This is a genomic window from Polaromonas aquatica (assembly GCF_050626995.1).
GTDB classification, from domain to species: domain Bacteria; phylum Pseudomonadota; class Gammaproteobacteria; order Burkholderiales; family Burkholderiaceae_C; genus Polaromonas; species Polaromonas aquatica_A.
Window position 1 is genome coordinate 3,744,608 of sequence record NZ_CP192467.1, and the last position, 26,261, is coordinate 3,770,868.

Annotated in this window: 20 protein-coding genes and 1 tRNA gene; 13 read left to right on the forward strand and 8 right to left on the reverse strand. The window is 61.6% G+C overall.

Annotated features, from left to right (window positions below; genetic code table 11):
• Positions 1-72: 72 nt before the first annotated feature.
• From ACQ4MS_RS17935 to ACQ4MS_RS17945, 3 genes are read left to right on the forward strand one after another with little or no spacing between them, the layout of a single operon-like run.
• Positions 73-282 (forward strand): HNH endonuclease, encoded by a 210-nt coding sequence (locus ACQ4MS_RS17935; protein ID WP_431099614.1) that lies wholly within the window; start codon positions 73-75, stop codon positions 280-282.
• Positions 279-3,050 (forward strand): 7TM diverse intracellular signaling domain-containing protein, encoded by a 2,772-nt coding sequence (locus tag ACQ4MS_RS17940; RefSeq protein WP_431095978.1) that lies wholly within the window; start codon positions 279-281, stop codon positions 3,048-3,050. Before ACQ4MS_RS17935 ends, ACQ4MS_RS17940 begins: the two co-directional genes overlap by 4 nt.
• Before the next feature lie 9 nt (positions 3,051-3,059).
• Positions 3,060-4,652 (forward strand): alkaline phosphatase D family protein, encoded by a 1,593-nt coding sequence (locus tag ACQ4MS_RS17945; protein WP_431095979.1) that lies wholly within the window; start codon positions 3,060-3,062, stop codon positions 4,650-4,652.
• A 166-nt stretch (positions 4,653-4,818) separates the two neighbouring features.
• On the opposite strand, the gene ACQ4MS_RS17950 is transcribed toward ACQ4MS_RS17945, so the two are convergent.
• The 3 genes from ACQ4MS_RS17950 to mfd form a co-directional block, all read right to left on the reverse strand.
• Entirely contained in the window at positions 4,819-6,675 is a 1,857-nt protein-coding gene (locus ACQ4MS_RS17950; protein WP_431095980.1) for an ABC transporter ATP-binding protein, read from the reverse strand.
• Between the two features lie 102 nt (positions 6,676-6,777).
• Positions 6,778-7,488: a phosphoserine phosphatase SerB gene (gene serB, locus ACQ4MS_RS17955; RefSeq protein WP_431095981.1), complete on the reverse strand. Its 711-nt coding sequence runs from the start codon at positions 7,486-7,488 to the stop codon at positions 6,778-6,780.
• A complete protein-coding gene (gene mfd, locus ACQ4MS_RS17960; protein WP_431095982.1) occupies positions 7,485-10,985 on the reverse strand; it encodes a transcription-repair coupling factor in 3,501 nt (1,166 codons plus the stop codon). Before mfd ends, serB begins: the two co-directional genes overlap by 4 nt.
• Positions 10,986-11,118: 133 nt before the next feature.
• Between mfd and ispD the strand changes: the two genes are divergently transcribed.
• Positions 11,119-11,853 carry a 2-C-methyl-D-erythritol 4-phosphate cytidylyltransferase gene (ispD, locus tag ACQ4MS_RS17965; protein WP_431095983.1) on the forward strand — a complete coding sequence of 245 codons (735 nt, stop codon included), beginning with the start codon at positions 11,119-11,121 and terminating at the stop codon, positions 11,851-11,853.
• A gap of 49 nt (positions 11,854-11,902) precedes the next feature.
• Positions 11,903-12,388, forward strand: coding sequence for a 2-C-methyl-D-erythritol 2,4-cyclodiphosphate synthase (ispF, locus tag ACQ4MS_RS17970; protein ID WP_431095984.1), 486 nt, complete (start codon positions 11,903-11,905; stop codon positions 12,386-12,388).
• A gap of 138 nt (positions 12,389-12,526) precedes the next feature.
• On the opposite strand, the gene ACQ4MS_RS17975 is transcribed toward ispF, so the two are convergent.
• Together ACQ4MS_RS17975 and ompR are read right to left on the reverse strand one after the other, a co-directional pair.
• Entirely contained in the window at positions 12,527-13,903 is a 1,377-nt protein-coding gene (locus ACQ4MS_RS17975) for an ATP-binding protein (RefSeq protein WP_431095985.1), read from the reverse strand.
• A 228-nt stretch (positions 13,904-14,131) separates the two neighbouring features.
• Positions 14,132-14,869 carry an osmolarity response regulator transcription factor OmpR gene (ompR, locus tag ACQ4MS_RS17980; RefSeq protein WP_007866319.1) on the reverse strand — a complete coding sequence of 246 codons (738 nt, stop codon included), beginning with the start codon at positions 14,867-14,869 and terminating at the stop codon, positions 14,132-14,134.
• Between the two features lie 393 nt (positions 14,870-15,262).
• Between ompR and ACQ4MS_RS17985 the strand changes: the two genes are divergently transcribed.
• The gene (locus ACQ4MS_RS17985) at positions 15,263-15,979 is read left to right on the forward strand and encodes an SIMPL domain-containing protein (RefSeq protein ID WP_431095986.1); all 717 of its coding nucleotides are present in this window, start codon (positions 15,263-15,265) and stop codon (positions 15,977-15,979) included.
• Between the two features lie 8 nt (positions 15,980-15,987).
• Here ACQ4MS_RS17985 and ACQ4MS_RS17990 read toward each other — a convergent pair whose 3' ends face one another.
• Positions 15,988-16,503 (reverse strand): multidrug/biocide efflux PACE transporter, encoded by a 516-nt coding sequence (locus ACQ4MS_RS17990; RefSeq protein ID WP_431095987.1) that lies wholly within the window; start codon positions 16,501-16,503, stop codon positions 15,988-15,990.
• A 148-nt stretch (positions 16,504-16,651) separates the two neighbouring features.
• Between ACQ4MS_RS17990 and ACQ4MS_RS17995 the strand changes: the two genes are divergently transcribed.
• The gene (locus ACQ4MS_RS17995; protein ID WP_431095988.1) at positions 16,652-17,551 is read left to right on the forward strand and encodes a LysR family transcriptional regulator; all 900 of its coding nucleotides are present in this window, start codon (positions 16,652-16,654) and stop codon (positions 17,549-17,551) included.
• A 134-nt stretch (positions 17,552-17,685) separates the two neighbouring features.
• Here the strand turns inward: ACQ4MS_RS17995 and ACQ4MS_RS18000 are convergent, their stop codons facing one another.
• Positions 17,686-18,315, reverse strand: coding sequence for an outer membrane beta-barrel protein (locus ACQ4MS_RS18000; RefSeq protein WP_431095989.1), 630 nt, complete (start codon positions 18,313-18,315; stop codon positions 17,686-17,688).
• Positions 18,316-18,604: 289 nt separating this feature from the next.
• Here ACQ4MS_RS18000 and ACQ4MS_RS18005 point away from each other — a divergent pair, with 289 nt between their 5' ends.
• From ACQ4MS_RS18005 to ACQ4MS_RS18015, 3 genes are read left to right on the forward strand one after another with little or no spacing between them, the layout of a single operon-like run.
• Positions 18,605-19,450, forward strand: coding sequence for an N-formylglutamate amidohydrolase (locus ACQ4MS_RS18005; RefSeq protein ID WP_431095990.1), 846 nt, complete (start codon positions 18,605-18,607; stop codon positions 19,448-19,450).
• Positions 19,451-19,509: 59 nt separating this feature from the next.
• Positions 19,510-20,547 carry a histone deacetylase family protein gene (locus tag ACQ4MS_RS18010; RefSeq protein WP_431095991.1) on the forward strand — a complete coding sequence of 346 codons (1,038 nt, stop codon included), beginning with the start codon at positions 19,510-19,512 and terminating at the stop codon, positions 20,545-20,547.
• Positions 20,544-21,650 (forward strand): NAD(P)/FAD-dependent oxidoreductase, encoded by a 1,107-nt coding sequence (locus tag ACQ4MS_RS18015; protein ID WP_431095992.1) that lies wholly within the window; start codon positions 20,544-20,546, stop codon positions 21,648-21,650. The genes ACQ4MS_RS18010 and ACQ4MS_RS18015 overlap by 4 nt, the downstream gene beginning before the upstream one ends.
• Before the next feature lie 3 nt (positions 21,651-21,653).
• Here the strand turns inward: ACQ4MS_RS18015 and ACQ4MS_RS18020 are convergent, their stop codons facing one another.
• On the reverse strand, positions 21,654-22,436 hold the full coding sequence (locus tag ACQ4MS_RS18020; RefSeq protein WP_431095993.1) for a 3-hydroxybutyrate dehydrogenase: 783 nt from the start codon (positions 22,434-22,436) through the stop codon (positions 21,654-21,656).
• A gap of 115 nt (positions 22,437-22,551) precedes the next feature.
• Here ACQ4MS_RS18020 and ACQ4MS_RS18025 point away from each other — a divergent pair, with 115 nt between their 5' ends.
• The 3 genes from ACQ4MS_RS18025 (at position 22,552) to ACQ4MS_RS18035 (ending at position 26,026) form a co-directional block, all read left to right on the forward strand.
• Positions 22,552-23,544 (forward strand): alpha/beta fold hydrolase, encoded by a 993-nt coding sequence (locus ACQ4MS_RS18025; protein WP_431095994.1) that lies wholly within the window; start codon positions 22,552-22,554, stop codon positions 23,542-23,544.
• Positions 23,545-23,600: 56 nt separating this feature from the next.
• Complete coding sequence (locus ACQ4MS_RS18030; RefSeq protein WP_431095995.1) at positions 23,601-25,859, forward strand: RelA/SpoT family protein; 2,259 nt, start codon at positions 23,601-23,603, stop codon at positions 25,857-25,859.
• 90 nt (positions 25,860-25,949) lie between these two features.
• A tRNA-Val gene (locus tag ACQ4MS_RS18035) sits at positions 25,950-26,026 on the forward strand.
• The last annotated feature ends 235 nt before the right edge of the window (positions 26,027-26,261 follow it).

The window sequence follows — 26,261 nt, forward strand, 5'->3', positions numbered from 1 at the left end:
AGGTTGGGGCTTACTCGGGACAAAATCTACAAAATCGTGGCGCGCCAGCTCCACGGGAGGGTTCCGTGCTGGGTGTGCGGCGAACACGTCACGCCCCAGGCCGCAACCCTGGAGCACATCGTGCCGCTGAGCGAAGGGGGCAACAGCCACGCGGAAAACCTGGCGATCAGCCATGAAGCCTGCAACGGCCAGCGGCACGCTACAGGCACCGTTCCGGTTTCTCCTGATTCACCAGGAAGGGTGCTCAGAAGCAAGTCGCCGCCGCTTGCTGCCAATCCATGACAGTTTGCGTCCGATTCGTGCTTCGGGTGGTGCTGGCCGTGCTGCTGGCGGGGGCCGGCCCTGGGGTCTGGGCGCAGCCGCAGAATCCCCTGCACGAGCGCGGCGAAACAGGTGAGCTCACCATTGGCAGCGACGGCCGCTATGTGCTGTCGCAGTCGTTCACTTACCTGGAAGACGCTGGCGGCGAGCTGACCCTGGCCGACGTTTTGAAGCCGGATGCCCAAGCGCGCTTTCAGCCAGTGCCACAAACAGGCTCGGCCACCAACTTCGGGTTGACCAACTCGGCCATCTGGTTGCGCGTGAACCTGCGAACCGAACGCAGCGCACCGGCAGACTGGATGCTGGAGCTGGCCTATCCGCCGCTGGACCGGCTGGAGTTGTATTCACCGGATGGCAAGGGCGGGTTTGCAGGGCAGGTGGGCGGTGACCTCCTGTCTTTTGCCGACCGTGCCGTGGTACACCGCAATCATGTGATGCCCGTGCGCCTGAAGCCCGGCACCGTCAATGCCCTGTACCTTCGAGTGACATCGAGCGGAACGGTATCCGCGCCTGTCCGCCTTTGGCAGCCTGCAGCACTGTGGCAGCACGACCAGGTTGAATACGCCACGATCAGCCTCTACTTCGGTTTGTTGGTGGGCCTCTTTTTCTATAACCTGCTGCTGTTTTTCTCGGTGCGGGACCGGGCCTACCTGATCTATGTGGCATTTGTCGGCTGCATGGCCGTCGCGCAGGCGGCGCTGACGGGTTTTGGTGCGCAATTCATTTGGCCTGAACTTACCTGGTGGAACAGCATTTCGCCACCGGCAGGCATGGCCGCCACAGCATCTTTCGGCATCCTGTTTGCGCGCAGCTTTCTTTCCAGCGCTCTCAAGATGCCTCGTATGGACCGCTTCATACAGGTGCTGGTGGGCGGGTGGCTGCTGACGCTTTTGGCTGCTTTCACCATGCCATATGTGGTGTCCTCATGGATGGTGACGGTGCTGGCAGTTTTCAGTGTCACCACCCTGGTCGTGGTGGGTTTGCTGAGCCTGCGCATGGGTCATCCGGGGGCGCGGTATTTTCTGGCGGCCTGGGCCTTGTTGCTGGTGGGCGTGGTGACGCTGGCGCTACACAACACGGGTGTATTGCCATCCAATTGGTTCACAGCTAACTCCCTGCTGATCGGATCGGCGCTGGAAATGGTGGTGCTGTCGTTTGCGCTGGCTGATCGCATCAATGTCACCCGGCAGGAAAAGGAACAGGCGCAGGCGCGCATCATGGCTGAGCAGTCCATGGTGGAGGCCCTGAGCGTTTCCCAGGAGAACTTTCGCACCTTGCTGAAAGAGCGCGAAATGATCCTGGAGAACTCCATCGTCGGCATCGCGTTCCTGACGCCGGACGGCCGCTTTCGCTGGGCCAACCAGGCCATGCTCAAGGTCTTTGGCGCGGGCAGCAATGCGCTGACTTCCATGGAGCCGTTTTACCTGTCGCGCGAGCAATACCTGACGGTCGGCGCCGAGGTCGCTGCCTGCGTGAGCCGCGGTGAAAACTACGAAGCCGAGATCCAGGTCCAGCAGTTCGACGGTACCTTGATCTGGGTGTCGCTGTCGGGCAAGTCTGTGGCCGAGCGTGATCTTTCCCAAGGCACGGTGTGGGTGATCATCAACATCACGCAGCGCAAGGAACTGGAGGCCAAACTGCTGCGCACGTCTTCGGAGCGGGAGGCGATTCTGAACAGTGCGCTGGTGGGTATTGTGCTGTCGGTGAACCGTCGCCATGAATGGGTGAACGAGAAATTCGCCCAGATGATCGGCAGCCCGCGCGAAGAACTCATGGGCCAGCCGTCCAGCTACATCCATCCCGACCTCGCCACCTGGGAGCAATTCGGCAGGGAGGCACGTGAAACGCTGATTGCCGCGGGCAGATACATCAATGAGCGCCAGCTCAGGCGCCGCGACGGGCAACTCTTCTGGGTGCAGATGGCCGGCAGCTGTGTTCAGCCCAACGACCCCGACTCAGGGGTGATCTGGGCTTTCCTGGACATCACCGAGCGCAAAAAATCAGAGGAAGACACGCGCGAGGCGCTTGAGCAACAAAAGACGCTCAATGAGCTGCGCACCCGATTTGTCGCCATGACCAGCCATGAGTTCCGCACGCCGCTGTCCGGCATCCTTTCTGCCGAAGAGTTGCTCAGGCATTACGGCAACCGGCTGCCCGAGTCTGAAAAACTGGAAATACTGGACAGCATTGCCGCCGGCGTGAAGCGCATGACGAGCATGCTGGACCGCGTGCTGCTGCTGGGCAAGGCCGACGCGCAGATGCTGGAGTTTGAGCCGCACATGCTGGACCTGCAGAAGCTGTGCCATCAGCTGGTGGAGGAGGCACGCACCCAGCAGCCGGACACCCTGTGCGAACTGCGCCTGGACTATATGGCCGATCCGGGAGAGGGCTTGTATGACGAAAAACTCCTGCGGCACATCTTCGGTAACCTGCTCTCGAATGCGGTGAAGTACTCGCCGCTAGGGGGGCTTGTGCGGTTTACCGTGCGTCCGGACAAGGACAGCCTTGTGATGGAAGTCTCGGACGAAGGCATCGGCATTCCGGAGGACGAGCTGCCCCATTTATTCGAATCCTTCCATCGGGCGAGCAATGTGGGAACCATACAGGGAACCGGCCTGGGCCTGGCAATTGTCCGCAATGCGGTGGATATTCACGGCGGCACCATCGACGTACGCAGCAGCGCGGGTTCTGGAACCTGCTTTACCGTTCGGCTACCCCTTCGATATTGAGGGCCGGGTATGGATGGCTCACTTCCTGTTCACCGCCGCCGTTTGCTTCAATCGCTGGCGCTTGCCGGTGCCGGCTTTTGCCTGCCGCAGGGCACGGCGGCGCCGACGCGGTTCAGCACGAACCCTTTCGCGCTGGGCGTCGCCAGCGGATCGCCCACGCATGACTCGGTGGTGCTCTGGACGAGGCTGGTGTTCGACGTTGACGGCGCGTCGCGCGTGCGGCAGCCCCCCGTTTCGGTACGCTGGGAGTTGGCACACGACGAGAATTTTTCCCGTATCGTGCAAACCGGCCATACCCAGGCCGTTTCCGCTCTTGCGCATTCAGTGCATGTAGACGTGCGTGGCCTTGAGCCGGACCGCTGGTATTTTTACCGCTTTGCTGCCGGTGACGCTGTCAGTGCCACCGGCCGCACCCGCACTTTTCCCGCGCCCGATGCTGTGGTGGCAAGGTTGCGGCTGGCCTATGCCTCTTGCCAGCGCTGGGAGCACGGCTATTACAGCGCCTACCGCCACATGCGTGACGAGAACCTGGATGTCGTGCTCTTCCTGGGCGATTACATCTATGAATATCCCAATGCCGGTAAAGCGGTGCGCGTGCCAACCGGAGGCTGGGTGCTGACGCTGGACGATTATCGTGAGCGATATGCCTTGCACAAGAGCGATGCCGACCTGCAGGCCATGCATGCGGCTTGCCCCTGGCTTGTCACCTGGGATGACCACGAGGTGCAGAACGACTATGCGGGCGTCGCGTCCGGCAACAGCGGGCCACCGGTGGTGGACTTTATGGCCCGGCGTGCAGCGGCCTACCAGGCCTTTTACGAACATATGCCGCTGCGCGCTTCTGTGCTCACGCGGGCCATGGCTGGCCTGGCCAATGGCGCTGAGATGCGAATCTATCAGCGCGTTCCCTACGGCCGCCTGGCCTCCCTCTACGTACTCGATGCCCGGCAATACAAGGATGCGCAGGCGTGCACCCGCGACGGCAAGGCCGGGTCCAGCACGCTGAATCCTGCAACGTGTGCGGCGTGGAACGACCGGGCCCGCAGCATGCTGGGCGCGCAACAGGAAAGCTGGCTGGACGCTGAATGGGGCAGGGCGCCCAGCAAGGAAAGCAGCTGGAACGTGGTGGGCCAGCAATCGTTGTTTGGCCAGCGCGACTTCCATCACGGGTCCGGCCAGGTCTTGTGGAATGACGGCTGGGATGGTTATGCCGCGGCACGCACACGTTTTACCAACGCCCTGCAAAAACATGCCGTCGCCAATCCGGTACTGCTGGGCGGCGACGTGCATGAAAACTGGGTCGGCCATATCAAGGCTGACTACGCCGATGCCGCCAGCCTGGCCGTGGGCACGGAGTTCTGCGGCACCAGCATCACATCCCGATCGGCCGGCAACGCAAAAATTCCAGACTACCTCGCCGAGAACCCGCATTTCGTATTCGCGGACTCGGAACGCAAAGGCTATGGCGTGGTGGAACTGACCCCGCGCAAGCTCACTGCGACCTTGCGCGTGGTGAGCGACGTGACGCTTGCGGATAGTGGGGTGCAAACGCTGGCGCAGTTTGCGGTGCAGGCCGGACGCCCGGTGATTGAAGGAATGTGAACGCGGCATGAATGCAGCAGCCTGCGAGGTCGGGCATTTCCGAGGCCACTTTTAGGTCAAAATCGGGTCCTGGCCCTTTAATTTAATGGGAATGATGCTATAGAAACTATAGCAAACGATCGCCCGGACGAATGCTGGTGGCCCGGACGCGTTGCAGCCGGCAGCCTCAAGCCGCCAGCTCCTCCTCTTCCAGGTTGTCGCTCAAAAACCCACCGCTCTGGTGCGCCCAGAGGCGCGCGTACAAGCCGCCGTTGGCCAGTAGCGTGCGGTGGTCGCCTTCTTCGACGATGCGTCCCTGGTCCAGCACGATCAGCCGGTCCATGGCGGCGATGGTCGAGAGGCGGTGGGCAATCGCGATCACCGTCTTGCCCTGCATCAGGGTGTTCAGGCTGCTCTGGATGGCAACTTCCACTTCAGAGTCGAGTGCACTGGTGGCTTCGTCCAGCAGCAGGATGGGCGCGTCTTTGAGCATCACGCGTGCGATCGCGATGCGCTGGCGCTGTCCGCCCGAGAGCTTCACGCCGCGCTCACCCACGTGGGCGTCGTAGCCGTGGCGGCCGTGCGGGTCGGTCAGGTCGGCGATGAAGGTGTCGGCCTCGGCACGCCGCGCAGCCATGCGCATTTCTTCGTCTGTAGCGCCGGGGCGGCTGTAGGTGATGTTGTCGCGCACCGATCGGTGCAGCAGCGAGGTGTCTTGCGTCACCATGCCGATGTGGCCGCGCAGGCTGTCTTGTGTCACGGTGGCGATGTCCTGGCCGTCGATCAGGACGCGCCCGCTGTCCAGGTCGTAAAACCGCAGCAGCAGGTTGACCAACGTCGATTTGCCGGCGCCTGAGCGGCCAATCAGGCCGATCTTTTCGCCCGGCCTGACGGTCAGCGTCAGCTTGTCGATCACCGGCTTGTTTTTGCCGTAGCTGAAGTTCACGGCTTCAAAGCGCACTTCGCCGCGCGGCACGTCGAGCGCGGCCGCATCGGGCGCGTCGACGATGGTGCGGGGCCGCGATAGCGTGTTGATGCCGTCCTGCACGGTGCCCACGCTTTCAAAGAGGCTGGTGGTTTCCCACATGATCCAGTGCGACATGCCCTGCAGGCGCAGCGCCATGGCGGTGGCCGCGGCCACGGCGCCCGCGCCGACCTGGCCCAGGTGCCAGAGCCACAGCGAGGTGCCGGCCATGCCGAGGATCAGGCCCATGCTGAGGGTGTGGTTGACGATCTCGAACGCGCTGACCAGGCGCATCTGGGTATAGCCGGTCTTCATGAACTCGCTCATCGCGTCGCGCGCAAAGCCGGCTTCGCGCCGCGTGTGTGAGAACAGCTTGACGGTGGTGATATTGGTGTAGGCGTCGGTGATGCGGCCCGTCATCAGCGAACGGGCGTCGGCCTGCTGCTTGCCGATTCGGCCCAGCCGCGGCACGAAGTAATAGAGGCTTGCGATGTAGAGCGCCAGCCAGACCAGGAAGGGCGCCACCAGCTTCGTGTCGAAGGCCGCGGCCAGCACGGTCATGGTGGCGATGTAGACACCCATGGCCACCAGCACATCGGCCAGCACGAAGAGCGTGTCGCGCACCGCCAGTGCGGTCTGCATGACCTTGGTGGTCAGACGGCCTGCGAATTCGTCCTGGTAGAAGGACATGCTTTGACCCAGCATCAAGCGGTGAAAATTCCAGCGCAGGCGCATGGGGAAGTTGATCGCCAGTGTCTGATGCTTCACGGTGGTCTGCAAGGCCACGGCCGCGATGCTGGCCACCACGATGAATGCCAGCCAGCCCAGCGTATTGCCGTGCTCGGTCCACAGATCGGCGGGTGCGGTCTTGCTCAGCCAGTCGACGATGCGGCCCAGCATGGCGAACATCAGCGCTTCAAAAATCGCCATGACCGCCGACAGCAGCGCCAGCAGCAGGACGTAGCCGCGCGCGCCTTCGGTGCAGGCCCACAGAAAGGCCATGAAACCCTTGGGCGGCAAGGAAGGGTCGGCATCAGGGTAGGCGGGAAGCTGGCTTTCGAATCGTTTGAAAAAACCCATGGATATCAGTGTCGTTGTTTCTGGTGTCTGCTTATAAGGCCTTATGGCTGCGGGATCGTTGACTTTATTGGGAAGGATTGATGCGCGGGCCCCTCAGTCGCTTCAGTGGAAGAGTTCCAGCAAACGGTCCAGGCCGCCTTCGTTGATGGCCACCATCGCCTGTTCGCGCACGCGCGGCTTGGCGTGGTAGGCCACCGAGAGGCCGGCCACGCCCATCATGGGCAGGTCGTTGGCGCCGTCGCCCATGGCGATCGCCTGAAGCGGATTGATACCCAGATTGCCGCAGGTCTCCAGCAGCATCCTGCGTTTTTCTTCACCGTCGCAGATGTCGCCCCAGGGCTGGTCCACCATCTTGCCGGTGAGGAAACCGTCTTTCACCTCCAGCACGTTGGAGCGCGTGTAGTCGATAGCGAGCTCGTCTCGCACGCGGTCAGTGAAGAAGGTAAAGCCACCGCTGACCAGCAGCACCTTCATGCCGGCTTCCTTGCAGGCGTGCACCAGCTCGGCGGCGCCGGGGTTGAGCTTGAGTCGCTGGTGGTAGACCTCGTCCATGCTGGCCACGCTGACGCCCTTTAGCAGCGCCACGCGCTGGCGCAGGCTTTCCTTGTAGTCGCTGATCTCGCCGCGCATGGCGGCCTCGGTGATGGCGGCCACCTCGGCCTTGCGGCCGGCAGCGTCGGCGATTTCGTCCACGCATTCAATGTTGATGAGCGTGGAATCCATGTCAAAAGCGATCAGCTTGAAGTCGCTGAGCTTGAGGTCTGGCGTAGAGACATTGACGACGAGGCCGGGAGAGATTTCAGCAGGAGTCATGCGGGCGTTGCTTCTGTGGTGGAGGGGGTTTTGGGTTGACCGAGGGAACGCAGCACATCGCGCACCATTTGCGCACGGTCTTTGGGTTCAGTCAGTTCGCGTTCGATGCGCAGCTTGTCGTTGCCGGCCAGCTTGATATGCCGGTTTTTCTGGATGAGATGCATGATGGCCAGCGAATCGATGGGTGGGTCTTTCTTGAAGGTGATGTTGATGCCGCCGGGCGCGGCGTCCACCTTGACCACGCCATACGGCCGGGCGATCACGCGCAGGCGGTGCACGTCGATCAGCGTCTGCGCTTGCGGCGGCAGCTTGCCGAAGCGGTCGACGATTTCCTCGAGCAGGGCGTCGATCTGGTCGGTGTTTTTGGCGGTGGCCAGCTTCTTGTAGAAAGACAGGCGCAGGTGCACGTCGCCGCAGTAGTCGTTGGGCAGCAGGGCGGGGGCGTGCAGGTTGATCTCGGTGGTCACGCTCAGCGGTGACAACAGGTCTGGCTCGCGCCCGGCCTTGAGCGAGGCGACGGCTTCGCTCAGCATCTCGTTGTAGAGCTGAAAGCCGACTTCGAGCATGTTGCCGCTCTGGTTTTCGCCCAGTACCTCGCCGGTGCCGCGGATCTCCAGATCATGCATCGCCAGGTAAAAGCCCGAGCCCAGCTCTTCCATCTGCTGGATGGCTTCGAGCCGCTGGCCGGCCTGTTTGGTGAGGCCTTCGATGTCGGGCACCATCAGGTAGGCGTAGGCCTGGTGGTGGCTGCGGCCGACGCGGCCGCGCAACTGGTGCAGCTGCGCCAGGCCGAACTTGTCCGCGCGGCTCATGACGATGGTGTTGGCGGTCGGTACGTCGATGCCGGTTTCGATGATGGTCGAGCACAGCAGCAGGTTGTAGCGCTGGGCGATGAAATCCTTCATCACGCGCTCGAGTTCGCGCTCGGGCATCTGGCCGTGCGCCACGGCGATGCGTGCTTCGGGCAATATCTCTTCGAGCTTTTCGCGCCGGTTCTGGATGGTCTCGACCTCGTTGTGCAGGAAGTAGACCTGGCCGCCGCGTTTCAATTCGCGCAGCACGGCTTCGCGGATCACGCCGTTGTTTTCGCTGCGCACAAAGGTCTTGATGGCGAGGCGGCGCTGCGGCGCAGTGGCGATCACGCTCAGGTCGCGCAGGCCTTCAAGCGCCATGCCCAGCGTGCGCGGAATCGGCGTGGCAGTGAGCGTCAGCACATCAACCTCGGCACGCATCGCCTTCATGGCTTCTTTGTGGCGCACGCCAAAACGATGCTCTTCGTCGATGATGAGCAGGCCCAGGCGCTCGAACTTCACATCCTGGCTGAGCAGCTTGTGCGTGCCGACCACGATGTCGACCGTGCCGTCGGCCAGGCCCTTGATGGCGGCGGTGATTTCCTTGCCTGAGCGAAAGCGGCTCATCTCGGCGATCTTGACTGGCCATTTTGCAAAGCGGTCTACCAGCGTCTGGTAGTGCTGCTCGGCCAGCAGTGTGGTGGGGGCCAACAAGGCAACCTGCTTGCCCCCGGTGACGGCGATGAAAGCGGCGCGCAGGGCAACTTCAGTCTTGCCGAAGCCCACGTCGCCGCAGACCAGCCTGTCCATGGGACGGGGGCTGATCATGTCCTGGATCACCGCATGGATGGCGGCGCGCTGGTCGGCGGTTTCTTCAAAGCCGAAGTCGTTGGCAAAGGTCTCATAGTCGCCGGGCGAATAGCGGAAGGCATGGCCTTCACGCGCGGCGCGGCGGGCGTAGATGTTGAGCAGCTCGGCGGCCGAGTCGCGAATCTGTTCGGCGGCCTTGCGCTTGGCTTTTTCCCACTGGCCGCTGCCCAGCCTGTGCAGCGGGGCTTCTTCGGCGCTGACGCCGGTGTAGCGGCTGATCAGGTGCAACTGGCTGACGGGCACGTACAGCGTGGCGCTGTCGGCGTATTCGAGGTGCAAAAACTCCTGCAGTAGCGGCGTGCCGTCGGCGTTGGTGCCCTGGCCCAGGTCCATGTTGATCAGGCCGCGGTAGCGGCCGATACCGTGGGCGCTGTGCACCACCGGGTCGCCCACGTTGAGCTCAGAGAGGTCCTTGATCAGCGCTTCGACGTCGCTGACCTGTTCCTGCTTTTTGTTGCGGCGGCGCACGGTGGCGCCTGCGGCAAACAGTTCGGTCTCAGTGATGAAGTCAATGCCTTCTTCCAGCCAGCTGAAACCGGTGTTCAGCGCTGCGGTGGCGATGCCCAGCTTTTCGTCGCTGGCCTGGAAGTCTTCAAGTGAGTCAAACGCCGGCGGGCTGACACTGCTGGCCCGCAGGAAGTCCAGCAGGCTTTCGCGGCGGCCGTCGCTTTCGGCCAACACCAGCACCCGGTGCGCGGTGTTGCGCACATGGCCCTTGAATTTGGCCAGCGGGTCTTCGGCGCCGCGCACCACCGCCATTTCGCCGAGTTTTTGAAACTGCGCGTTGTCGGCTACGTCTTCGACGGTGGCGCGTACCGCTAACTGGGCATAGTCGTTTGCACGTGCGTAAAACTGCTCGGCGCCCAGGAACAATGATTCAGGCGGCAGCGCCGGGCGGTCGGGCGCATCGCGTACCAGGCGGTAGCGGTCTTTGGTGTCTTGCCAGAAGCGCTGGAAGGCGGGCTCCAGGTCGCCGTGCAGCACTACGGTCGCGTTGCTTCCGAGGTAGTCGAACACCGTGGCGGTTTCTTCAAAGAACAGCGGCAGGTAGTACTCGATGCCGGCCGTCGCCACGCCGTTGCCCATGTCTTTGTAGATGCGGCTTTTGGTCGGGTCGCCATCCAGCAGTTCTCGCCAGCGGCTGCGGAACCGGGCGCGCGCCTCGTCGTCCATCGGAAACTCGCGTCCGGGCAAGAGGCGCACCTCGGGCACGGGGTAGAGGCTGCGCTGGCTATCGGGGTCAAAGGTGCGGATGCTGTCGATCTCGTCGTCAAACAGGTCGACGCGGTAGGGCACGGGGCTGCCCATGGGGAAGAGGTCGATCAAACCGCCACGCACGGCGTATTCGCCGGGGCTCACGACCTGCGTCACGTGGCTGTAGCCGGCGAGCGTGAGCTGGGCTTTGAGCTTTGTTTCATCCAGCTTTTGTTTGACCTTGAACTGGAAGGTGTAGCCCGCCAGGAAGCTGGGCGGCGCCAGGCGGTACAGCGCTGTGGTGGCCGGCACGATGACCACGTCGGCGCCGGTTTCCTTGTCGCGCTGCTGGATGCGCCAGAGCGTTGCCAGGCGCTCGCTGATCAGATCCTGGTGCGGCGAGAAGGTGTCGTAAGGCAGGGTTTCCCAGTCGGGAAAGAGCGCGCAGCGAAGCTCAGGCGCAAAAAAGGCGATCTCGTCCATCAGGCGCTGGGCCGTGGTTGCGTCCGAGGTAATGATGGCGGTGAGCTTGCCAGCGGCCTTTTCGCGGCTTCCCAGGCGGGCCAACAGCAGGGCGTCGGCGGAACCGGCGGGCTGGGGCAGGGTATAGCGTTTGCCGGTGGTCAGTGAAGGTAAGTGCATTGAGCGGATCGGTAAAGGCCAGAGGCGGTGGTCGGTCAGTCAAAAATCATTCGGCAAAAGGCAGGCACCCCAAACCATCCGGAGTGGGGTGCCTGCATCTTCAAACCCTGATTTTAGAATCTATGATGAAGTTATGACGACAAGTGATGCCAATACCCGTTCCGATGCCCGTTTTTTTGTGCTGATTCCCTGTGCCGGGCAAGGAAGCCGGGCCGGCACCGCCAAAGCCAAGCAATACCACTTGATTGACGGCCTTCCCATGGTGCGGCACACGGTGGAAGCTTTCCGGGCCCTGGCAGACACTTTCGCGGCGGTGTGGGTGGTGATTTCGCCGTCTGATGGCGACTTTCTGGACGTCTTTCCTGAATTCAACCGGGGCAATGAAGTCCTGCTCGTGGGCGGCGGCGCCACGCGGGCGGCCACCGTGCTCAACGGCCTCAAGGCCATGCTGGAGCAGCAACCGGGCGGTGCTGACCTGAACGATTGGGTGCTGGTGCATGATGCCGCACGCTGTCTTGTGACGCCTGAGCAGGTCAGGGCCCTGATCAACGAATGCCGCAATGACGCTGTGGGTGGCCTGCTGGCGCAAAAACTCCCCGACACGCTTAAAACCGAACGCGACGGCCGCGTGGCCTCTACGGTTGACCGCAGCGACAAATGGCTGGCGCAAACGCCGCAGATGTTTCGCATAGGTGCATTGATCGATGCGTTGCAGCAGGCTGGAGACGCAGTGACGGACGAATCCAGCGCCATGGAGGCAGCTGGCCTTTCACCCCGGTTGGTGAACGGCAGCGCGCAGAACTTCAAGGTCACCTACCCCGAAGATTTCGCCCTGGCCGAGGCCATCTTCGAGCGGCGCAGAAAATAAGCCATGCCATCCAATCCGCACACCCACATCATCCACACAAGGTACCACGATGACCGCCATGAACTTTCGAATCGGTGAGGGCTGGGACACGCATGCGCTGGTGCCGGGGCGCAAGCTCATCATCGGCGGTGTCGACATTCCCCATACCGTGGGCCTGCTTGGTCACTCGGATGCCGACGTGCTGCTGCATGCCATCACCGACGCCCTGCTGGGCGCGGCGGCGCTGGGCGACATCGGCTCGCATTTTCCGGACACCGACGCGCGCTTCAAAGGCGCGGATTCGTCGGTGCTGCTCAAGGAAGTAGGGCGCTTGCTGGCTGAACTCGGCTGGCAGATCGGCAATATCGACAGCACGGTGATCGCGCAGGCACCGCGGCTGGCGCCGCACATCGCGGCGATGCGCACCAACATCACAGCTGCCCTGGGGCTGGACGCCGGCCAGGTGAACGTGAAGGCCAAGACAGCGGAGAAGATGGGCCCGGTGGGGCAGGGCCTGGGCATGGAAGCCCGCGCCGTGGTGCTGTTGCACCGCTGAATCATTGCCGGGTTTTGCTATGTTTTTAATAGCTAAAAGTCAAGAAAATGTATGGGCTAGAGGGCTAATTTGGCTTAAAAATTGCCTGATCCTGCCGGAAGTACACGCAGGACCCGTTTACCCCTTTAGCGCCCCAACTCAGCTTCTGCGCAGCTTGATGTGTGCCGCCAAGCCGCCCGAGCCCGTGTTGGCCAGGCCAAATACCCCACCCATGCGGTGGATGGTTTTTTCCACAATCGCGAGACCCAGCCCTGCGCCGGTGGCCGCTGTGCGTGCGGCATCGCCGCGAAAGAACGGCCGTGTGAGTTTTGAGAGCGTCTCGGGCGCCACGCCCATGCCGTGGTCGCGCACCTTGATCAGCACCCACTGGTCGCGTGCCTTGGCGGCTATGTCGACCAGGGCGATGCCGGTTTCAGGTGTCTTGCCGTAGCGCCTGGCGTTTTCCAGCAGGTTTGCAATCACGCGTGACAGCTCCACCTCGTCGGCCAGCACGGCCATGTCATCGGGGATCGTGACGGTCACGCGCATGTCTTCGTAGTCGGCCACGGCGTATACCGCCGCATCGACCACCGCATTGAGTGAAACCCGTTCCAGCCGCGGCGGCTCAGGCCGGGCGTAGTCGAGGAATTTATCGATGATCGCGTCCAGCTGGGTGATGTCTGCGGCCATATGCTCACGCGCATCGGCATCCGTGACGCTCATCTCGGTTTCCAGGCGCAGCCGGGCCAAGGGCGTGCGCAGGTCATGCGAGATGCCTGCCAGCATGATGACCCGGTCCTGCTCGATTTTGGACAACTGTTCGGCCATGCGGTTAAAGCCGATGTTGACCTCGCGGATTTCGCTGGTGGCCACTTTTTCATCCAGCAGGCTGGCATCAAAGTCGCCATCCCGCATCCGGCTGGCCGCGAAGGACAATTGCTTGAGCGGCCGGTTGATCAAGCGGGCGATGAAAGCTGCCCCCGCCAGTGACAGGGCTGCCGCCGTGATGAGCCAGATGATCCACGTGCTGTTGCGGGACGGCCCTATCTTGGAAGGGTCGGTAAGCAGCCAGTAGGCGTCGCCGTCGATGGTGAAACCCACCCACAGGCCCTTCTGCCCGTTGACGCTGCTGGCCACCACAGTACCCCCACCCAGCCGTAACTTGAGTTCTTCAGCCGTGCGTTCACTCAGTTCGTCGCTTTCAAAAACCTCATATTTGTCCTTGGGTTCGCGCGGCGTAATGCGCACGCGTTCCTCGTCGGCCAGGGTTTTGATCAACGATACGCGGGCGATGGCGTCGGAATAGCGAAGCGCCGCCCGGCTCAGGTTGACCAGCGAAGCCAGCTGTTGTGCGTTCTGAATGGCGCGCGGCTCGGACTCCAGCGCCCGGAAGGTTTGCAGCCACGCCACGATGGAGCCGAAGAGCAGCAGTGCCAGGAAAAAGAATGTCCGCCAGAACAGGCTGAAGCCCCGCCGCGGGCGCATTTCCAGCGGTGCGGGGGCGGTTTCAAGGGGGACCGGATTGGTAGCGTCCATAAAAAGTGGGTACGTGCCGCGAATACGGGCGATCAATCAATGGACGTTAGCACGAGAAGCCGGCACTGCGTCACGATGGTGAAAACAAGTGCACCCACTGGCCATGCCCGCTGGAATTCTTCAACCCAGCATGAGCCGCGGAACTGGCTTTGCCAGGCCGCAGGCGGGCGGCCCCCTCGGGGGGCAGCGCATTACACGAAGCCGAAGGCGCAGTGAAAAGCGTGGGGGCTAGTTAGTCCCGTCCGGCACAAACACATAGCCGATGCCCCAGACTGTCTGAATATAGCGGGGCACCGCAGCGTCTACCTCGATCAGCTTGCGCAGTCGCGACACCTGGACGTCCAGGCTGCGGTCAAAGGGCTCGAACTCACGGCCGCGTGCCAGCTGCGCCAGTTTTTCGCGCGACAGCGGCTGGCGCGGGTGGCGAACGAGGGTTTTCAGCATGGCGAATTCACCGGTGGTAAGCGGCAGCTCTTCGCCGTTTTTGTGAAGGGTACGCAAGCCCATATCAAACGAGAACGGGCCGAAGGTAATCACTTCCTGGTCGCTGGATGGCGCGCCTGGCACCTCAGCGGTTGGCCGGCGGCGCAGCACGGCATGGATGCGGGCCAGCAGTTCACGGGGATTGAAGGGCTTGGCAAGGTAGTCATCGGCACCGACTTCCAGTCCGACGATACGGTCCACGTCCTCACCCTTGGCGGTCAGCATGATGATGGGGGTACGGTCGTTGGCGGCGCGCAGCCGGCGGCAGATGGAAAGGCCATCCTCGCCGGGCATCATCAGGTCCAGGACGATCAAATCGACCGCGTCGCGCAGCATGATGCGGTTCAGCGCCTTGCTGTCCTCGGCAAGAATGACTTCAAAACCTTCCTGGGCCAAGTAGCGGCGGAGCAGATCGCGAATGCGGGCGTCGTCGTCAAGAATCAGTATTTTGTCGGCACGGGCGTTGGGTTGAGCTTGGGTCATAGTCATCTGGTAATTTGTAACAGAGCCATTTTGAAGGCTGAAAACACGAGATGTCTCATTTTTCAGTCGCTTTGACACACTGTTACACAAGTTGCGGCTGCATGCACGCACAGGATTTGATTGTGGCAATCCTCCTACAGCTGACCCGAAAAGTGCGTGTGAAAATTGCGCCCCGCGCTGTGTGACCGCCGTAAGTCGTAAAAAAGCAGCTACCAGGCGAAGGCGACCAAACCTGTTTAGGCCTACGGCCGCCACCAGATCTGGCGTGGCATGACTTGCCAAAGCCACAAAATGCTGCTCGCTTTAACCCCTTTTTGGCGCTCTCCATCGTTTCATTCTTTTCCTGGCCAACCGTGGCCAAGTCCAGATCAACCACCCGAAAGGTAAATCCCGATGCGAATTTCGAAATCGATTGCTGTCTGTGTCCTGCTGGGGGGCGCTGCGATGGCGTCTGCCGTAATGGCTCAGCCCATGCACCACGAGCCTTTGCAGAACGTGGCCCAGATCTCGACCAACGGCTCCGTGGAAGTGCAGCAGGACTTGCTGTCAATCTCGCTGAACACCACCCGGGACGGTACCGATGCAGGCGTTGTGCAGGCTCAGCTCAAGCAGGCGCTGGACACCGCGCTGGCCCAAGCCAAGCAGGCGGCGGTTCCCGGCCAGATGGACGTACGCACCGGCAACTTCAGCCTTTACCCTCGCTACAACAAGGACGGCAAGATCAATGGCTGGCAGGGCTCGACCGAACTGGTGCTGGAAGGCAAGGACTTTCCACGCATTACCGGCACCGCTGGCAAGATCCAGACCCTCACCATGGGTAACGTGAGTTTTTCCTTGAGCCGCGAACAGCGCGCCCGGGTGGAGGGCGAAGCCCAGGCGCAGGCCATAGAGCGCTTCAAGGCCAAGGCCGGCGAAGTGGCGCGCAGCTTCGGCTTTTCGAGCTACAGCCTGCGTGAAGTTTCCATCAACGCCAATGACCAGAACCCGCCGTCCCGCCCCCGCATGATGGCGATGTCGGCCAAGGCCGAAATGGCGGATGCGTCCATCCCCGTGGAAGCCGGCAAAAGCACTGTATGGGTCAACGTGTCGGGCTCTGTACAGATGAAGTAGGAGGGGTTCTAGCGCTTGCCGGCAGGCGTTACGTCCTGCAGTGTGGACGCCGCCAGCTGCTGCCCGCCGGCCTTGCGGCTGGCTTGGCGGGTTTTCTGGCTGTGGCGCGCCACCACCCGTGCGCGGAGATGGTCGTAAACCCAGTTGAAACCGAAGGTATAGGGCAGGAAGAACAGCACGATCGCAATGTCCAGCACAAAGGCTTCCCAGAGGCTAATGTCCAGCCACCAGGCGGCCAGCGGAACCACCGCGATGATGAGGCCTATTTCAAACAGCACCGCGTGCACGGCGCGCGCGCCCAGCGTTCGCTGAAACCCCATCCGGCGTTGCGCCCCGTCAAAAATGGCGTTGAACGCCATGTTCCAGGTCATCGCCATCAGCGACACCATTAAAGTGAGCAGCCCCATATGCGCCAGCGAATAGCCCAGCAGCCAGGTGCCCAGCGGCGCGCAGATGGCAATGGCCAGCACTTCAAACCCGAGGGCGTGGAAAAACCGTTCTTTGACTGACTTCTGGAGACTCACGACGAACTCGCTTTCTGGCTGATTTCGGCCGCCCCTTTTTGGGGCGGGCGGGGGAACTGGCGGCCTAGCTTGATATTTTTATCGATATTTTGAATACATTAAAATCGATAACTATCGTAAAAATAGATACAAAGGCCGTCATCTCGCCATGCGCCATTCCCCGGAAGCCCTGACCGCTTTTGCTGAAGCTGCCACCTTGGGCTCGTTTTCAGCCGCAGCCCGAAAGCTCGGTAAAAGCCAGTCGACCGTGAGCAGTGCCATTGCCAGACTGGAAATTGACCTGGGCGTCCCCCTGTTTGACCGCCGCAGCCGCAAGCCTGCCTTGACGGAGCCCGGCCGGGTCATGCTGGGGAAGGTGCAGGAAATCCTGGCTGCCAGCGACCGGCTGGATCGCGCCGCCAGCCAGTTGGGGGGCGGCATGGAGTCCAAGCTCAGCGTGGTCTGGTCAGATACCTACCAGTCGGACCGTTTTGAAGAGATGCTGTCGGCCTTTGAGAACCGCTTTCCCGATCTGGAGTTCGAATGCCTGATTGCCGAGCACGGCGATCTTGTGTCGCTGGTGCAGACTGGCCGGGCGCATATCGGTGTGGTGGCGGCGCAAAGTGCCTATCCGCCCGACGTTGGATCGGCCACGATTGCGGAACAGTCTGAAATTACCCTGTTCGTAGCCAACGCCCATCCGTTGGCCAGCCTGGGGGATGTGACCCCCGATGTTCTGGCCAACTTCCGCGAATTGCGGCTGGATACCTATATGGAGCAAGGCCCCCAGGGGCAGCCACAGTCGCGCCGCGCCTGGTCGGCCCCCAGTTACCTCATGCTGCTGGAAATGGCGGTGCTTGGCTTTGGCTGGGCAGCGATTCCGCGCTGGATGGTGACGCGCTTTGCCGCTGGAAAGCTGCACGAGCTCGATGCTCGCGGCTGGCCGCGACGGGTGCCTGTGGACGCTGTATGGTCACGCCATCGCCCCCTGGGCCGTGCTGGAACCTGGCTGCTGCAAGAGATGCTGGCTCCACACAGTGGAGTGGTTTTACGAAATAAAACAGACTAACCCAAGTACCGGTGGGCGTAAGCTGCTATGAAATTAATAGTGGTTGCAGGGAGTGAAACGCAAAACAGCCCGCGGTATTTGCATACCTGCGGGCAGCTCGGAGGACGAATGACGATTACGTCATCACGACCGTTTTAGAAGCGATAGCGCAGGCCGATGCTGGTCGTGCTCACGCGATCGTTGCCGGTGCCCACGAACTTCAGGTTGTGCTCGTCCCACTGCAGCACGGCAGACAATGCCGGGGTGAAGGCCCATTCCGCACCGATGCCGTAAGAAACGCCCCAGTCACTTTCACTGCCCGTGGCCAGCCCTGAAGCCGGGGCAGCCGACACACGGGTGCGGCCGTACGTCGTGCCGAGCTTGCCCAGCAGGTTGAATGAATTGCTCAGCGGCAGGCGTCCCACCAGGCTCAGGTTGATGCCCTCAGCCTTGGTGTCGCCGCCGCCACGGTTGACCTTACCGAAATCCGTGTAACCCAGCTCAAGACCAAAATTGTTGTTGAAATAACTGCCGCCGTAGATGTTGTACGACGTGTCATCGTTGCCGGAGCTGAAGCCGCCTGCACCACCTGGCAGCGAGAAATCCGACTGGCCCACGTTAAGTCCGAAATAGCGAGAGCCGGGTGCATAGAACGAGTAATTGGACGAATAACTGCTACCGGCGCCAGTGCTGGTTCCTGAGCTTTGTGCCTGGGCGCCAGAGGCGGCTGCCAGTGCTGCCATAGCCAGCACGGTTGCTGAGAAAGTTCGGGTCAATGCTTGCATGGTGCTTCCTTCATGGATGAATTTGGGTTCACGAATTGACGCAGGCCAACTCCAAAAAATGCGAGCGGCGTGTTGATTTCCGCTATGAAATTTAGAGGTTGAGCCGTTGTGGCTTTGTGGGCGCAATCGTGATGCGGCTGTAGGACAAGCGGAAGTTTGCGCATGGGCGCCACTCGTTCCCTAAGGGAACTACCAGCTCCAAAAGCAGTTTTTCCCAATGCTTTTCCAATGCTTTGCCAATGCAATGGCGTCTGTCTTTCAGCGTGGCGCTGCTGCTAAAGTCAAAGGCATGCAGCTCCTTACCCACCTGCCCGGAAGCACTCCGCTGGTTCTTGACTCTCCTCACAGCGGCACCGCCTATCCCGAGAACTTCAGGCATGCCTGCGAGCTCGCGGTATTGCGCAGCGCGGAAGACACACATGTCGAAAAACTGTATGACTTTGCTCCCGCCATGGGCGTGCACTGGATTGAAGCGCATTTCCCCCGCAGCTACCTGGACGCCAACCGCAATACCACCGAAATGGATGTATCGATGCTGGACGCGCCCTGGCCGGAGCCTGTGGAAACCGACCCCAAGATCATGTCCAAAGTTCGTTTGGGCAAGGGATTGATCTGGCGTACCACCGACGAAGGCGTGCCACTGTATGACCGGAAACTGCAGGTTGCGGAAGTGCAAATGCGCATAGCCCGGTGCTGGACACCTTATCACGCCGCAGTGGCGGAGGCCATTGATGCGGCCTTCAGGCAACACGGCTATAGCATCCACATCAATTGCCATTCCATGCCGGCGGTAGCCTCCGCAAGCGCCACCGACTTTCCGGGCGAAGAACACGCCGACTTTGTGGTGGGTGACCGTGACGGCACGACAGCCGCCAAGCCTTTGTCGGAACTGGTGTGCAGCCACCTGCGCGAGCGCGGATACAGCGTGGCCTACAACCATCCATACAAGGGCGTGGAACTGGTTCGCCGCCACAGCAGTCCCGATGAGCATCGGCACAGCATCCAGCTGGAGATCAACCGCAAGCTGTACATGGATGAAGCGACGCTGGAGATGACGCCGGGCAGCGAAGTGCTCAAGGCGACATTGCGGTCACTGGTCGAGGTGCTGCTGAAAACCGATCCACGCACGCTTTGATCCTGGGGGCAATCGCCTTCAGCCTCCAGCTTTTATGCAACCACCAACCTCCTGCCGCCATGCTTACTTTCTTCAATGACAGCCACCACGCGCACGCCCCGGTGTTCGAGTTTTTCCGTGGCGAGCGCGTCCCATGCTTCGAAACCCCGGCGCGCGCCGAGTTCGTCAAAGCCCGCCTGATCGAGCGGGGCCACGTCTTGTGCAAGCCAGAGGTGGACAGCCGTGCGGTGCTGGCAAAAGTGCATGCAAGCCGTTACCTTTCCTTTCTGGAACATGCCTGGCGCGACTGGACGGCACTGGAGGAAGGCAACGGCCAGCGTCAGCCATTTCCATCCGTGTGGCCTGTACGGTCGCTGCGCAGCGATGTGGAGCCCATCAACTTCACCGCGCGGCTCGGTCTGTATTCGATGGACAACGGCTCGCCGCTCTCGGCCGGCACCTGGCAAGCTGCCAAAGCCGGCGCTGATGCCGCAGCCAGCGCCGCGGCCTTTCTCACCGCGGGTGAGCGTGCCGCGTTTTGCTGCAGCCGCCCGCCCGGCCACCATGCCGGCCCTGACTTCATGGGTGGCTACTGCTTCTTGAACAACGCTGCCGTGGCTGCGCAGGCCTTGCGTGACGGCGGCGCGACGCGCGTGGCGGTGCTCGATGTCGATTACCACCATGGCAATGGGACGCAAAGCATTTTTTACCACCGCGCAGACGTGTTTTTCGCCAGCCTGCATGGCGATCCGATGACCGAATACCCGTTTTACCTGGGCCACACCGATGAGATCGGAGAGGGTGAGGGCGAAGGGTTCAACCTGAACCTGCCGCTCGCTGCCGGTTGCACGGTGCCGCAATGGTTTGAGGCACTTGAAACCGCCTGTCTGCGTATAAACGGCTACCGTGCCGATGCGCTGGTGGTATCGCTGGGGCTGGACACCTTCGCCGAAGACCCGATTTCCAAATTCTCATTGCAGCCAGATGACTTTGTCCGGCTGGGCGCGCGACTCGGAAAATTGGGCCTGCCTACCGTGTTTGTGCTGGAGGGTGGCTATGCGGCCGCAGCGCTGGGCACCAATGCCGTCAACGTTATTGAAGGGTTTGAGGGCCGTTGATGGATCATGTTGATTGCGTGGTGATTGGCGCGGGCGTAGTGGGACTGGCAGTGGCGCGCGCGCTGGCCTTGCAGGGCAGGGAGGTGATGGTGCTGGAAGCTGCAGATGCCATCGGCACCGGCACCAGCTCGCGCAACAGCGAGGTGATCCATGCCGGCATCTATTACCCGCAAGAATCGCTCAAGGCGAAGCTCTGTGTGGAAGGCAAGGGCCTGTTGTATGACTACTGTGCGGAACGCGGCATAGGCCACAGGCGCTGCGGCAAGCTGATCGTCGCGACCAGCGAAGCGCAGGTCGCGCAACTGAAATCCATCCGTGAAAAGGCAACCGCCAACGGCGTGAATGACCTGTTGCTGCTGACCCGCGAGGAAGCCCGGGCGATGGAGCCCCAACTTGAATGCGTGGCGGCGCTGCATTCGCCCAGCACCGGCATTGTCGACAGCCATGGCCTTATGCTGGCGCTACAGGGCGATCTGGAGAACGCAGGCGGACTTGTGGTGCTGAATTCACCCCTAGCCCAGGCAAAATGTGCGCAAGCAGCTATTGATTTGATAGCAAAGGACGGTACGGAGCTGCAGGCTAAAACTGTCGTCAATGCGGCGGGACTGCAGGCACAACACCTGGCCAGCCATTTTTCCGGCCTGTCAGCGCAGCATGTGCCGCCCAGCCACTATGCCAAAGGCAATTACTTCACGTTGCCGGGACGCTCGCCTTTTAATCGCCTCATTTATCCTGTACCCGAAGCCGCCGGCCTGGGTGTGCACCTCACTATCGACCTTGGCGGCCAGGCTAAATTCGGGCCCGATGTGCAGTGGGTCGATTCACCTGATGACCTCGTCGTGGATGCGGCGCGCGGCGATGCGTTTTATGCCGAGGTGAGAAAGTACTGGCCCGCATTGGCCAATGGTGCGCTCATGCCCGGTTATGCGGGCATACGCCCCAAGATCCAGGCGCCCCATGAAGCCGCGAGAGATTTCCTGATTCAAGGGCCGCGTGATCACGGTGTGGGCGGCCTGGTCAATCTTTTTGGTATTGAGTCGCCAGGGCTGACGAGCTCACTGGCGATTGGCGATTACGTAAGCCGGATGCTGCGCATTCCCTGACTTTTACTGTGCGGCCCAGCCGCCGTCCATGTTCCAGGCCACGCCGCGCACGTTGTTGCCGGCGGGTGAGCAGAAAAATACCGCAAGCGCACCCAGCTCTTCGGGCGTGGTGAACTGCATCGACGGCTCTTTTTCGCCCAGCAGTTGTTTGATGGCGGCTTCGTTGCTGATATTGCCTGCTGTAGCTTTCGCATCCACCTGTTTTTGCACCAGGGGCGTCAGCACCCAGCCGGGGCAGATGGCGTTGCAGGTCACGCCCGTTGTGGCGTTTTCCAGCGCGGTGACTTTGGTCAGGCCCACAATGCCGTGTTTGGCCGCGACGTAGGCCGATTTTTCGGCGGAACCCACCAGGCCATGCACTGAAGCCACGTTGATGATGCGGCCCCAGCCTTTTCCGCCATTGGCCGCCAGCATGGCCGGTAGTGCCAGGCGCGTGGCGTGGAAGGCGCTGCTCAGGTTGATGGCGATCACGGCGTCCCATCGCTCGACGGGGAAGTTCTCGACACGTGCCACGTGCTGGATGCCGGCGTTGTTGACGAGGATGTCGACCTGGCCGAACTGCGCGGCGGCATAACGCATCATGTCCTCGATATCGGCGACCTTGCTCATGTCTGCACCGTGGTAAGCCACACGCGCACCCAGCGCTTCGACTTCGGCCTTGGGACCGTCAACATCGCCAAAGCCGTTGATGACGATGTTGGCGCCCTGCGCCGCAAGCGCCTTGGCAATGCCCAGGCCGATCCCGCTGGTTGACCCGGTGACGAGGGCTGTTTTACCTTTGAGCATAGTATTTCTCCGGATGATTTACGATGGTTGAATCTGGATCGGAACCCTGCGCTGCAGGTCGCACCTGATCGATCTCTCAAGCAATTATCGAGCCTTTGAACTGAACTGCCACCTCATGACCCAACCTACGCTGAACTACGTAAATTGCCCCGATGCTACTGGCGGACATCGCATGGCGTACTGGCAATGGGGCCGGCCGGACAGCGCGCATGTGGTGGTGTGCGTCCACGGCCTGTCGCGCCAGGGCCGCGATTTTGACGTGCTGGCGCGGACTTTATGCGAGCAGGCACAGGACGGTATCCGTGTAGTCTGCCCCGATGTGGTTGGCCGCGGGGAAAGCGATTGGCTGAAAGACCCCATGGGCTATCAGTTGCGGACTTATGCCTCTGACATGCTGGCGATGCTCAGCCAACTGCAGTCCCAGGCGACAGTCGGTTCGCTGGACTGGGTGGGAACCAGCATGGGCGGGCTGATTGGCCTGGCGGTGTGCGGAACGCCCGGGTTGAGCGTCGCCGGGCCGCCCCAAGGCGCGAAGGCGCCCTCCGGGGGCAGCGCAGCACGCGAACCGGCAAGCGCGGGAATCCCATTGTTGCCTGCACCAGTACGTCGGCTGGTATTGAACGATGTCGGGCCAGCCATCCAGTGGGAAGCGATCGTGCGGATTGGAACTTACCTCGGAAAGGCCGGTCATTTTGGGTCAGTGCAGGAAGCGGCCGATGCGATGTGGGCTATTTCCCAAAGCTTTGGCCCGCACACGCGTGAGCAGTGGCTGGCGCTGTCGCGACCCATGCTGAGGCGCGTCTCCAGCGCCGCCGATGCCTTGTGGCGCCTGCATTACGATCCGGCCATCGCCATACCCTTCAAGCAGGAGACCGAAGAATCGGCGCGGCAGGGCGAGGATGTGCTCTGGCATCTCTACGACAATATCAAGGCCGAAACGCTGGTGATACGGGGCAAACAGTCGGATCTGCTCAGTCCCCAGACAGCGCAAGCCATGACGGCACGCGGACCGCGTGCGCGTCTTGTGGAATTTGAAGGGGTAGGGCACGCGCCCACACTGACCGCGGCAGACCAGGTGGCGGCGGTGGCCGGTTTCCTGCTTGGCTGATCCCGTTTTGCTGGTGCCATGCACCGCCTGCCTCGCAACTATTTGACTGAAGTTTCATGAAAAGCAATGTGGTCGGGCCCGGTAGCCCGACAGCCTCCCAGGGGCCGAATGCCTCCATCGTGACCGCCACGGCCGACAGCCTGCCGGACCAGCCTCATGCGCTGGCCCGTGCCCGGGCATTTGCCGAGCCACTGATCGCCAGCGAAACGCACGATACCGGTGAAAACATCCTCGCGCATGCCGATGCCGTGGCCGCCATCCTGAAGAACATTGGCGGTTCGGAAGCCATGCAGGCGGCCACCTACCTGGTGTATGCGTGCCAGCACCTGAACAAGCCGCAGGAAGTCATCACCAAGGCGTTCGGGGCCAACTATGCCGCGCTGGCGCTGGAGACCACCAAGTTGGTCCAGGTCCAGCGGCAGGCTCGCACTGCCAATGCCAAGGCGCATCTGCTCGACGACCCGGCTGCGCAAACGGAAAACGTGCGCAAGATGCTGCTGGCGTTCTCACGCGACCTGCGGGTGGTGATGCTGAGGCTGGCGTCGCGCCTTCAAACCCTGCGCCACTACGCGGCCACCCGGCAACCCGCCCCTTTGCCGCTGGCCCACGAATCGCTGCACGTGTTTGCGCCGCTGGCCAATCGCCTGGGCATCTGGCAGATCAAATGGGAAATGGAAGACCTGGCCTTCCGCTTCCTCGAGCCCGATACCTACAAGCAGACAGCCCGCCTGCTGGACGAAAAGCGCGTGGAGCGCGAAGGCTTCATGGAGGCATTGCGCGCGCAGCTGGAGCGCGAGCTGAACCAGAACGGTATTGCCGCGTTGGTGCAAGGCAGGCCCAAGCATATCTACAGCATCGTCAAGAAGATGCGCGGCAAGTCGTTGGACTTCGAGCAGGTGTTCGACATCCGTGCCTTGCGCGTGATTGCCGCTGACGTGAAGGGCTGTTATGCAGCACTCGGATTTGTGCATTCGCGCTTTACTCCGGTGGACGGCGAGTTTGACGACTACATTGCCAAACCGAAGTCCAACGGCTACCAGTCTTTGCACACCGTGGTACGCGACGAAGCTGGAAGGGCGGTAGAGATCCAGGTGCGCACGCAGGCCATGCACGATCATGCGGAGCATGGCGTGGCCGCGCATTGGGCTTACAAGGAGGCGGGGGCCAAGGGCTATGCCGGGGTGTCGGCCAGCAGTGAATACGACGCCAAGATCGCGGTGCTGCGCCAGCTGCTGGCCTGGGAGCGCGACCTGTCAGGCCCGGCGTCACAGCGTGCGCGCGATGCCAAGCAGGGCCTGTTCGAAGACCGCATCTATGTGCTGACCCCCGATGCCGCCGTCGTGGAGTTGCCGCAGGGCGCGACGACAGTGGACTTTGCGTATAGCGTGCACACCAGCCTGGGGCACCGTTGCCGGGGTGCGCGTATTGATGGGGTGATGGTGCCGCTCAATACACCGCTGCAGAACGGCCAGACAGTGGAAGTCATCACGGTAAAGGAGGGCGGGCCCTCGCGCGATTGGCTCAATCCCGAACTGGGTTTTTTGTGCAGCCATCGTGCCAAGTCAAAAGTCCGGGCCTGGTTCAATGCCCTGGCGATGGAGCAGACCATAGCCAGGGGACGGGAAGCCGTGGAAAAACTGCTTCAACGCGAGGGCAAGACTGCCATGAAGCTGGACGACCTTGCGGTGCAGCTTGGTTTCAAGGCGGCGGACGATTTGTTTGAAGTCGTTGGCAAGGACGAGTTGTCGCTACGCACGATTGAAAACATGCTCAGGCCGCCGGAGCCGGTCTTGAGCCAGGACGACTATGTACTGGCGAAAAGGGCGCGTGCACCCAATCCGAACGCAAAAAGCGGTGGTGGCGTATTGGTGGTTGGCATGGGGTCGCTGTTGACCCAACTGGCCAAATGCTGCAAGCCCGCGCCGCCTGATGAGATCCTGGGTTTTGTCACCAAGGGCAAGGGCGTCAGCATTCACCGCAGTGACTGCAGCAACTTTCGCAACATGGCCAGTGGCAGCCCGGACAGGGTGATCGAGGTGGAATGGAACTCACCCAAAACGCCGGATGGCACGGTGTATCCGGTGGATGTGGCCGTCGAGGCGGCCGACCGGCAGGGCTTGCTGCGCGACATTTCAGAGGTATTTGCCAAGGAAAAAATGAATGTGATCGGTGTGCAGACGCAGTCGGTCAAGGACAATCGCGGCGGTACGGCGTGGATGACCTTCACCGTGGAGGTGGCGCAATCTGGTCGCCTTAACCAGGTGTTGGGCATCGTGGCCGAGGTGCCCGGTGTGCGCTCTGCACGGCGTCGCTAGGGCCATGTCCGGTTCTTTTTGCAGCATTTTTTGCAGACGACCCGGGAACCTCGTTTTGCTTTGCTACAATACGAGCTTCGAACAGTCCTTAGGCGCGTAGCTCAGCTGGTTAGAGCACCACCTTGACATGGTGGGGGTCGTTGGTTCGAGTCCAATCGCGCCTACCAATTCCCTCAACAGGTTCCTGTACCGGCTTGCATCTTTTGTGATGCAGGTCCATCACACAGGGTAAACCAAGGGGATTGAGTACATCAGAATTCCTAGAATGTATTGAATCCCGGCGTTTCGGCGCCGGTCGTCATTCAGAGGAGAAATCAGTGTCAAAAAGCAAATCCACCAGCCAGGCATCCGGCAACGCCCCTTCCCAGGGTGAAGCAGCTGCCGACGGTAACACCGGCGCCA

Bases quoted from the DNA above. Each gene is read 5' to 3' on its own strand.
- ACQ4MS_RS17940 (WP_431095978.1), top strand. From the start codon at position 279: ATGACAGTTTGCGTCCGATTCGTGCTTCGGGTGGTGCTGGCCGTGCTG.
- ACQ4MS_RS17945 (WP_431095979.1), top strand. From the start codon at position 3,060: ATGGATGGCTCACTTCCTGTTCACCGCCGCCGTTTGCTTCAATCGCTG.
- ACQ4MS_RS17950 (WP_431095980.1), bottom strand. From the start codon at position 6,675: ATGGGTTTTTTCAAACGATTCGAAAGCCAGCTTCCCGCCTACCCTGAT.
- serB (WP_431095981.1), bottom strand. From the start codon at position 7,488: ATGACTCCTGCTGAAATCTCTCCCGGCCTCGTCGTCAATGTCTCTACG.
- mfd (WP_431095982.1), bottom strand. From the start codon at position 10,985: ATGCACTTACCTTCACTGACCACCGGCAAACGCTATACCCTGCCCCAG.
- ispD (WP_431095983.1), top strand. From the start codon at position 11,119: ATGACGACAAGTGATGCCAATACCCGTTCCGATGCCCGTTTTTTTGTG.
- ispF (WP_431095984.1), top strand. From the start codon at position 11,903: ATGACCGCCATGAACTTTCGAATCGGTGAGGGCTGGGACACGCATGCG.
- ACQ4MS_RS17975 (WP_431095985.1), bottom strand. From the start codon at position 13,903: ATGGACGCTACCAATCCGGTCCCCCTTGAAACCGCCCCCGCACCGCTG.
- ompR (WP_007866319.1), bottom strand. From the start codon at position 14,869: ATGACCCAAGCTCAACCCAACGCCCGTGCCGACAAAATACTGATTCTT.
- ACQ4MS_RS17985 (WP_431095986.1), top strand. From the start codon at position 15,263: ATGCGAATTTCGAAATCGATTGCTGTCTGTGTCCTGCTGGGGGGCGCT.
- ACQ4MS_RS17995 (WP_431095988.1), top strand. From the start codon at position 16,652: ATGCGCCATTCCCCGGAAGCCCTGACCGCTTTTGCTGAAGCTGCCACC.
- ACQ4MS_RS18000 (WP_431095989.1), bottom strand. From the start codon at position 18,315: ATGCAAGCATTGACCCGAACTTTCTCAGCAACCGTGCTGGCTATGGCA.
- ACQ4MS_RS18005 (WP_431095990.1), top strand. From the start codon at position 18,605: ATGCAGCTCCTTACCCACCTGCCCGGAAGCACTCCGCTGGTTCTTGAC.
- ACQ4MS_RS18010 (WP_431095991.1), top strand. From the start codon at position 19,510: ATGCTTACTTTCTTCAATGACAGCCACCACGCGCACGCCCCGGTGTTC.
- ACQ4MS_RS18020 (WP_431095993.1), bottom strand. From the start codon at position 22,436: ATGCTCAAAGGTAAAACAGCCCTCGTCACCGGGTCAACCAGCGGGATC.
- ACQ4MS_RS18025 (WP_431095994.1), top strand. From the start codon at position 22,552: ATGACCCAACCTACGCTGAACTACGTAAATTGCCCCGATGCTACTGGC.
- ACQ4MS_RS18030 (WP_431095995.1), top strand. From the start codon at position 23,601: ATGAAAAGCAATGTGGTCGGGCCCGGTAGCCCGACAGCCTCCCAGGGG.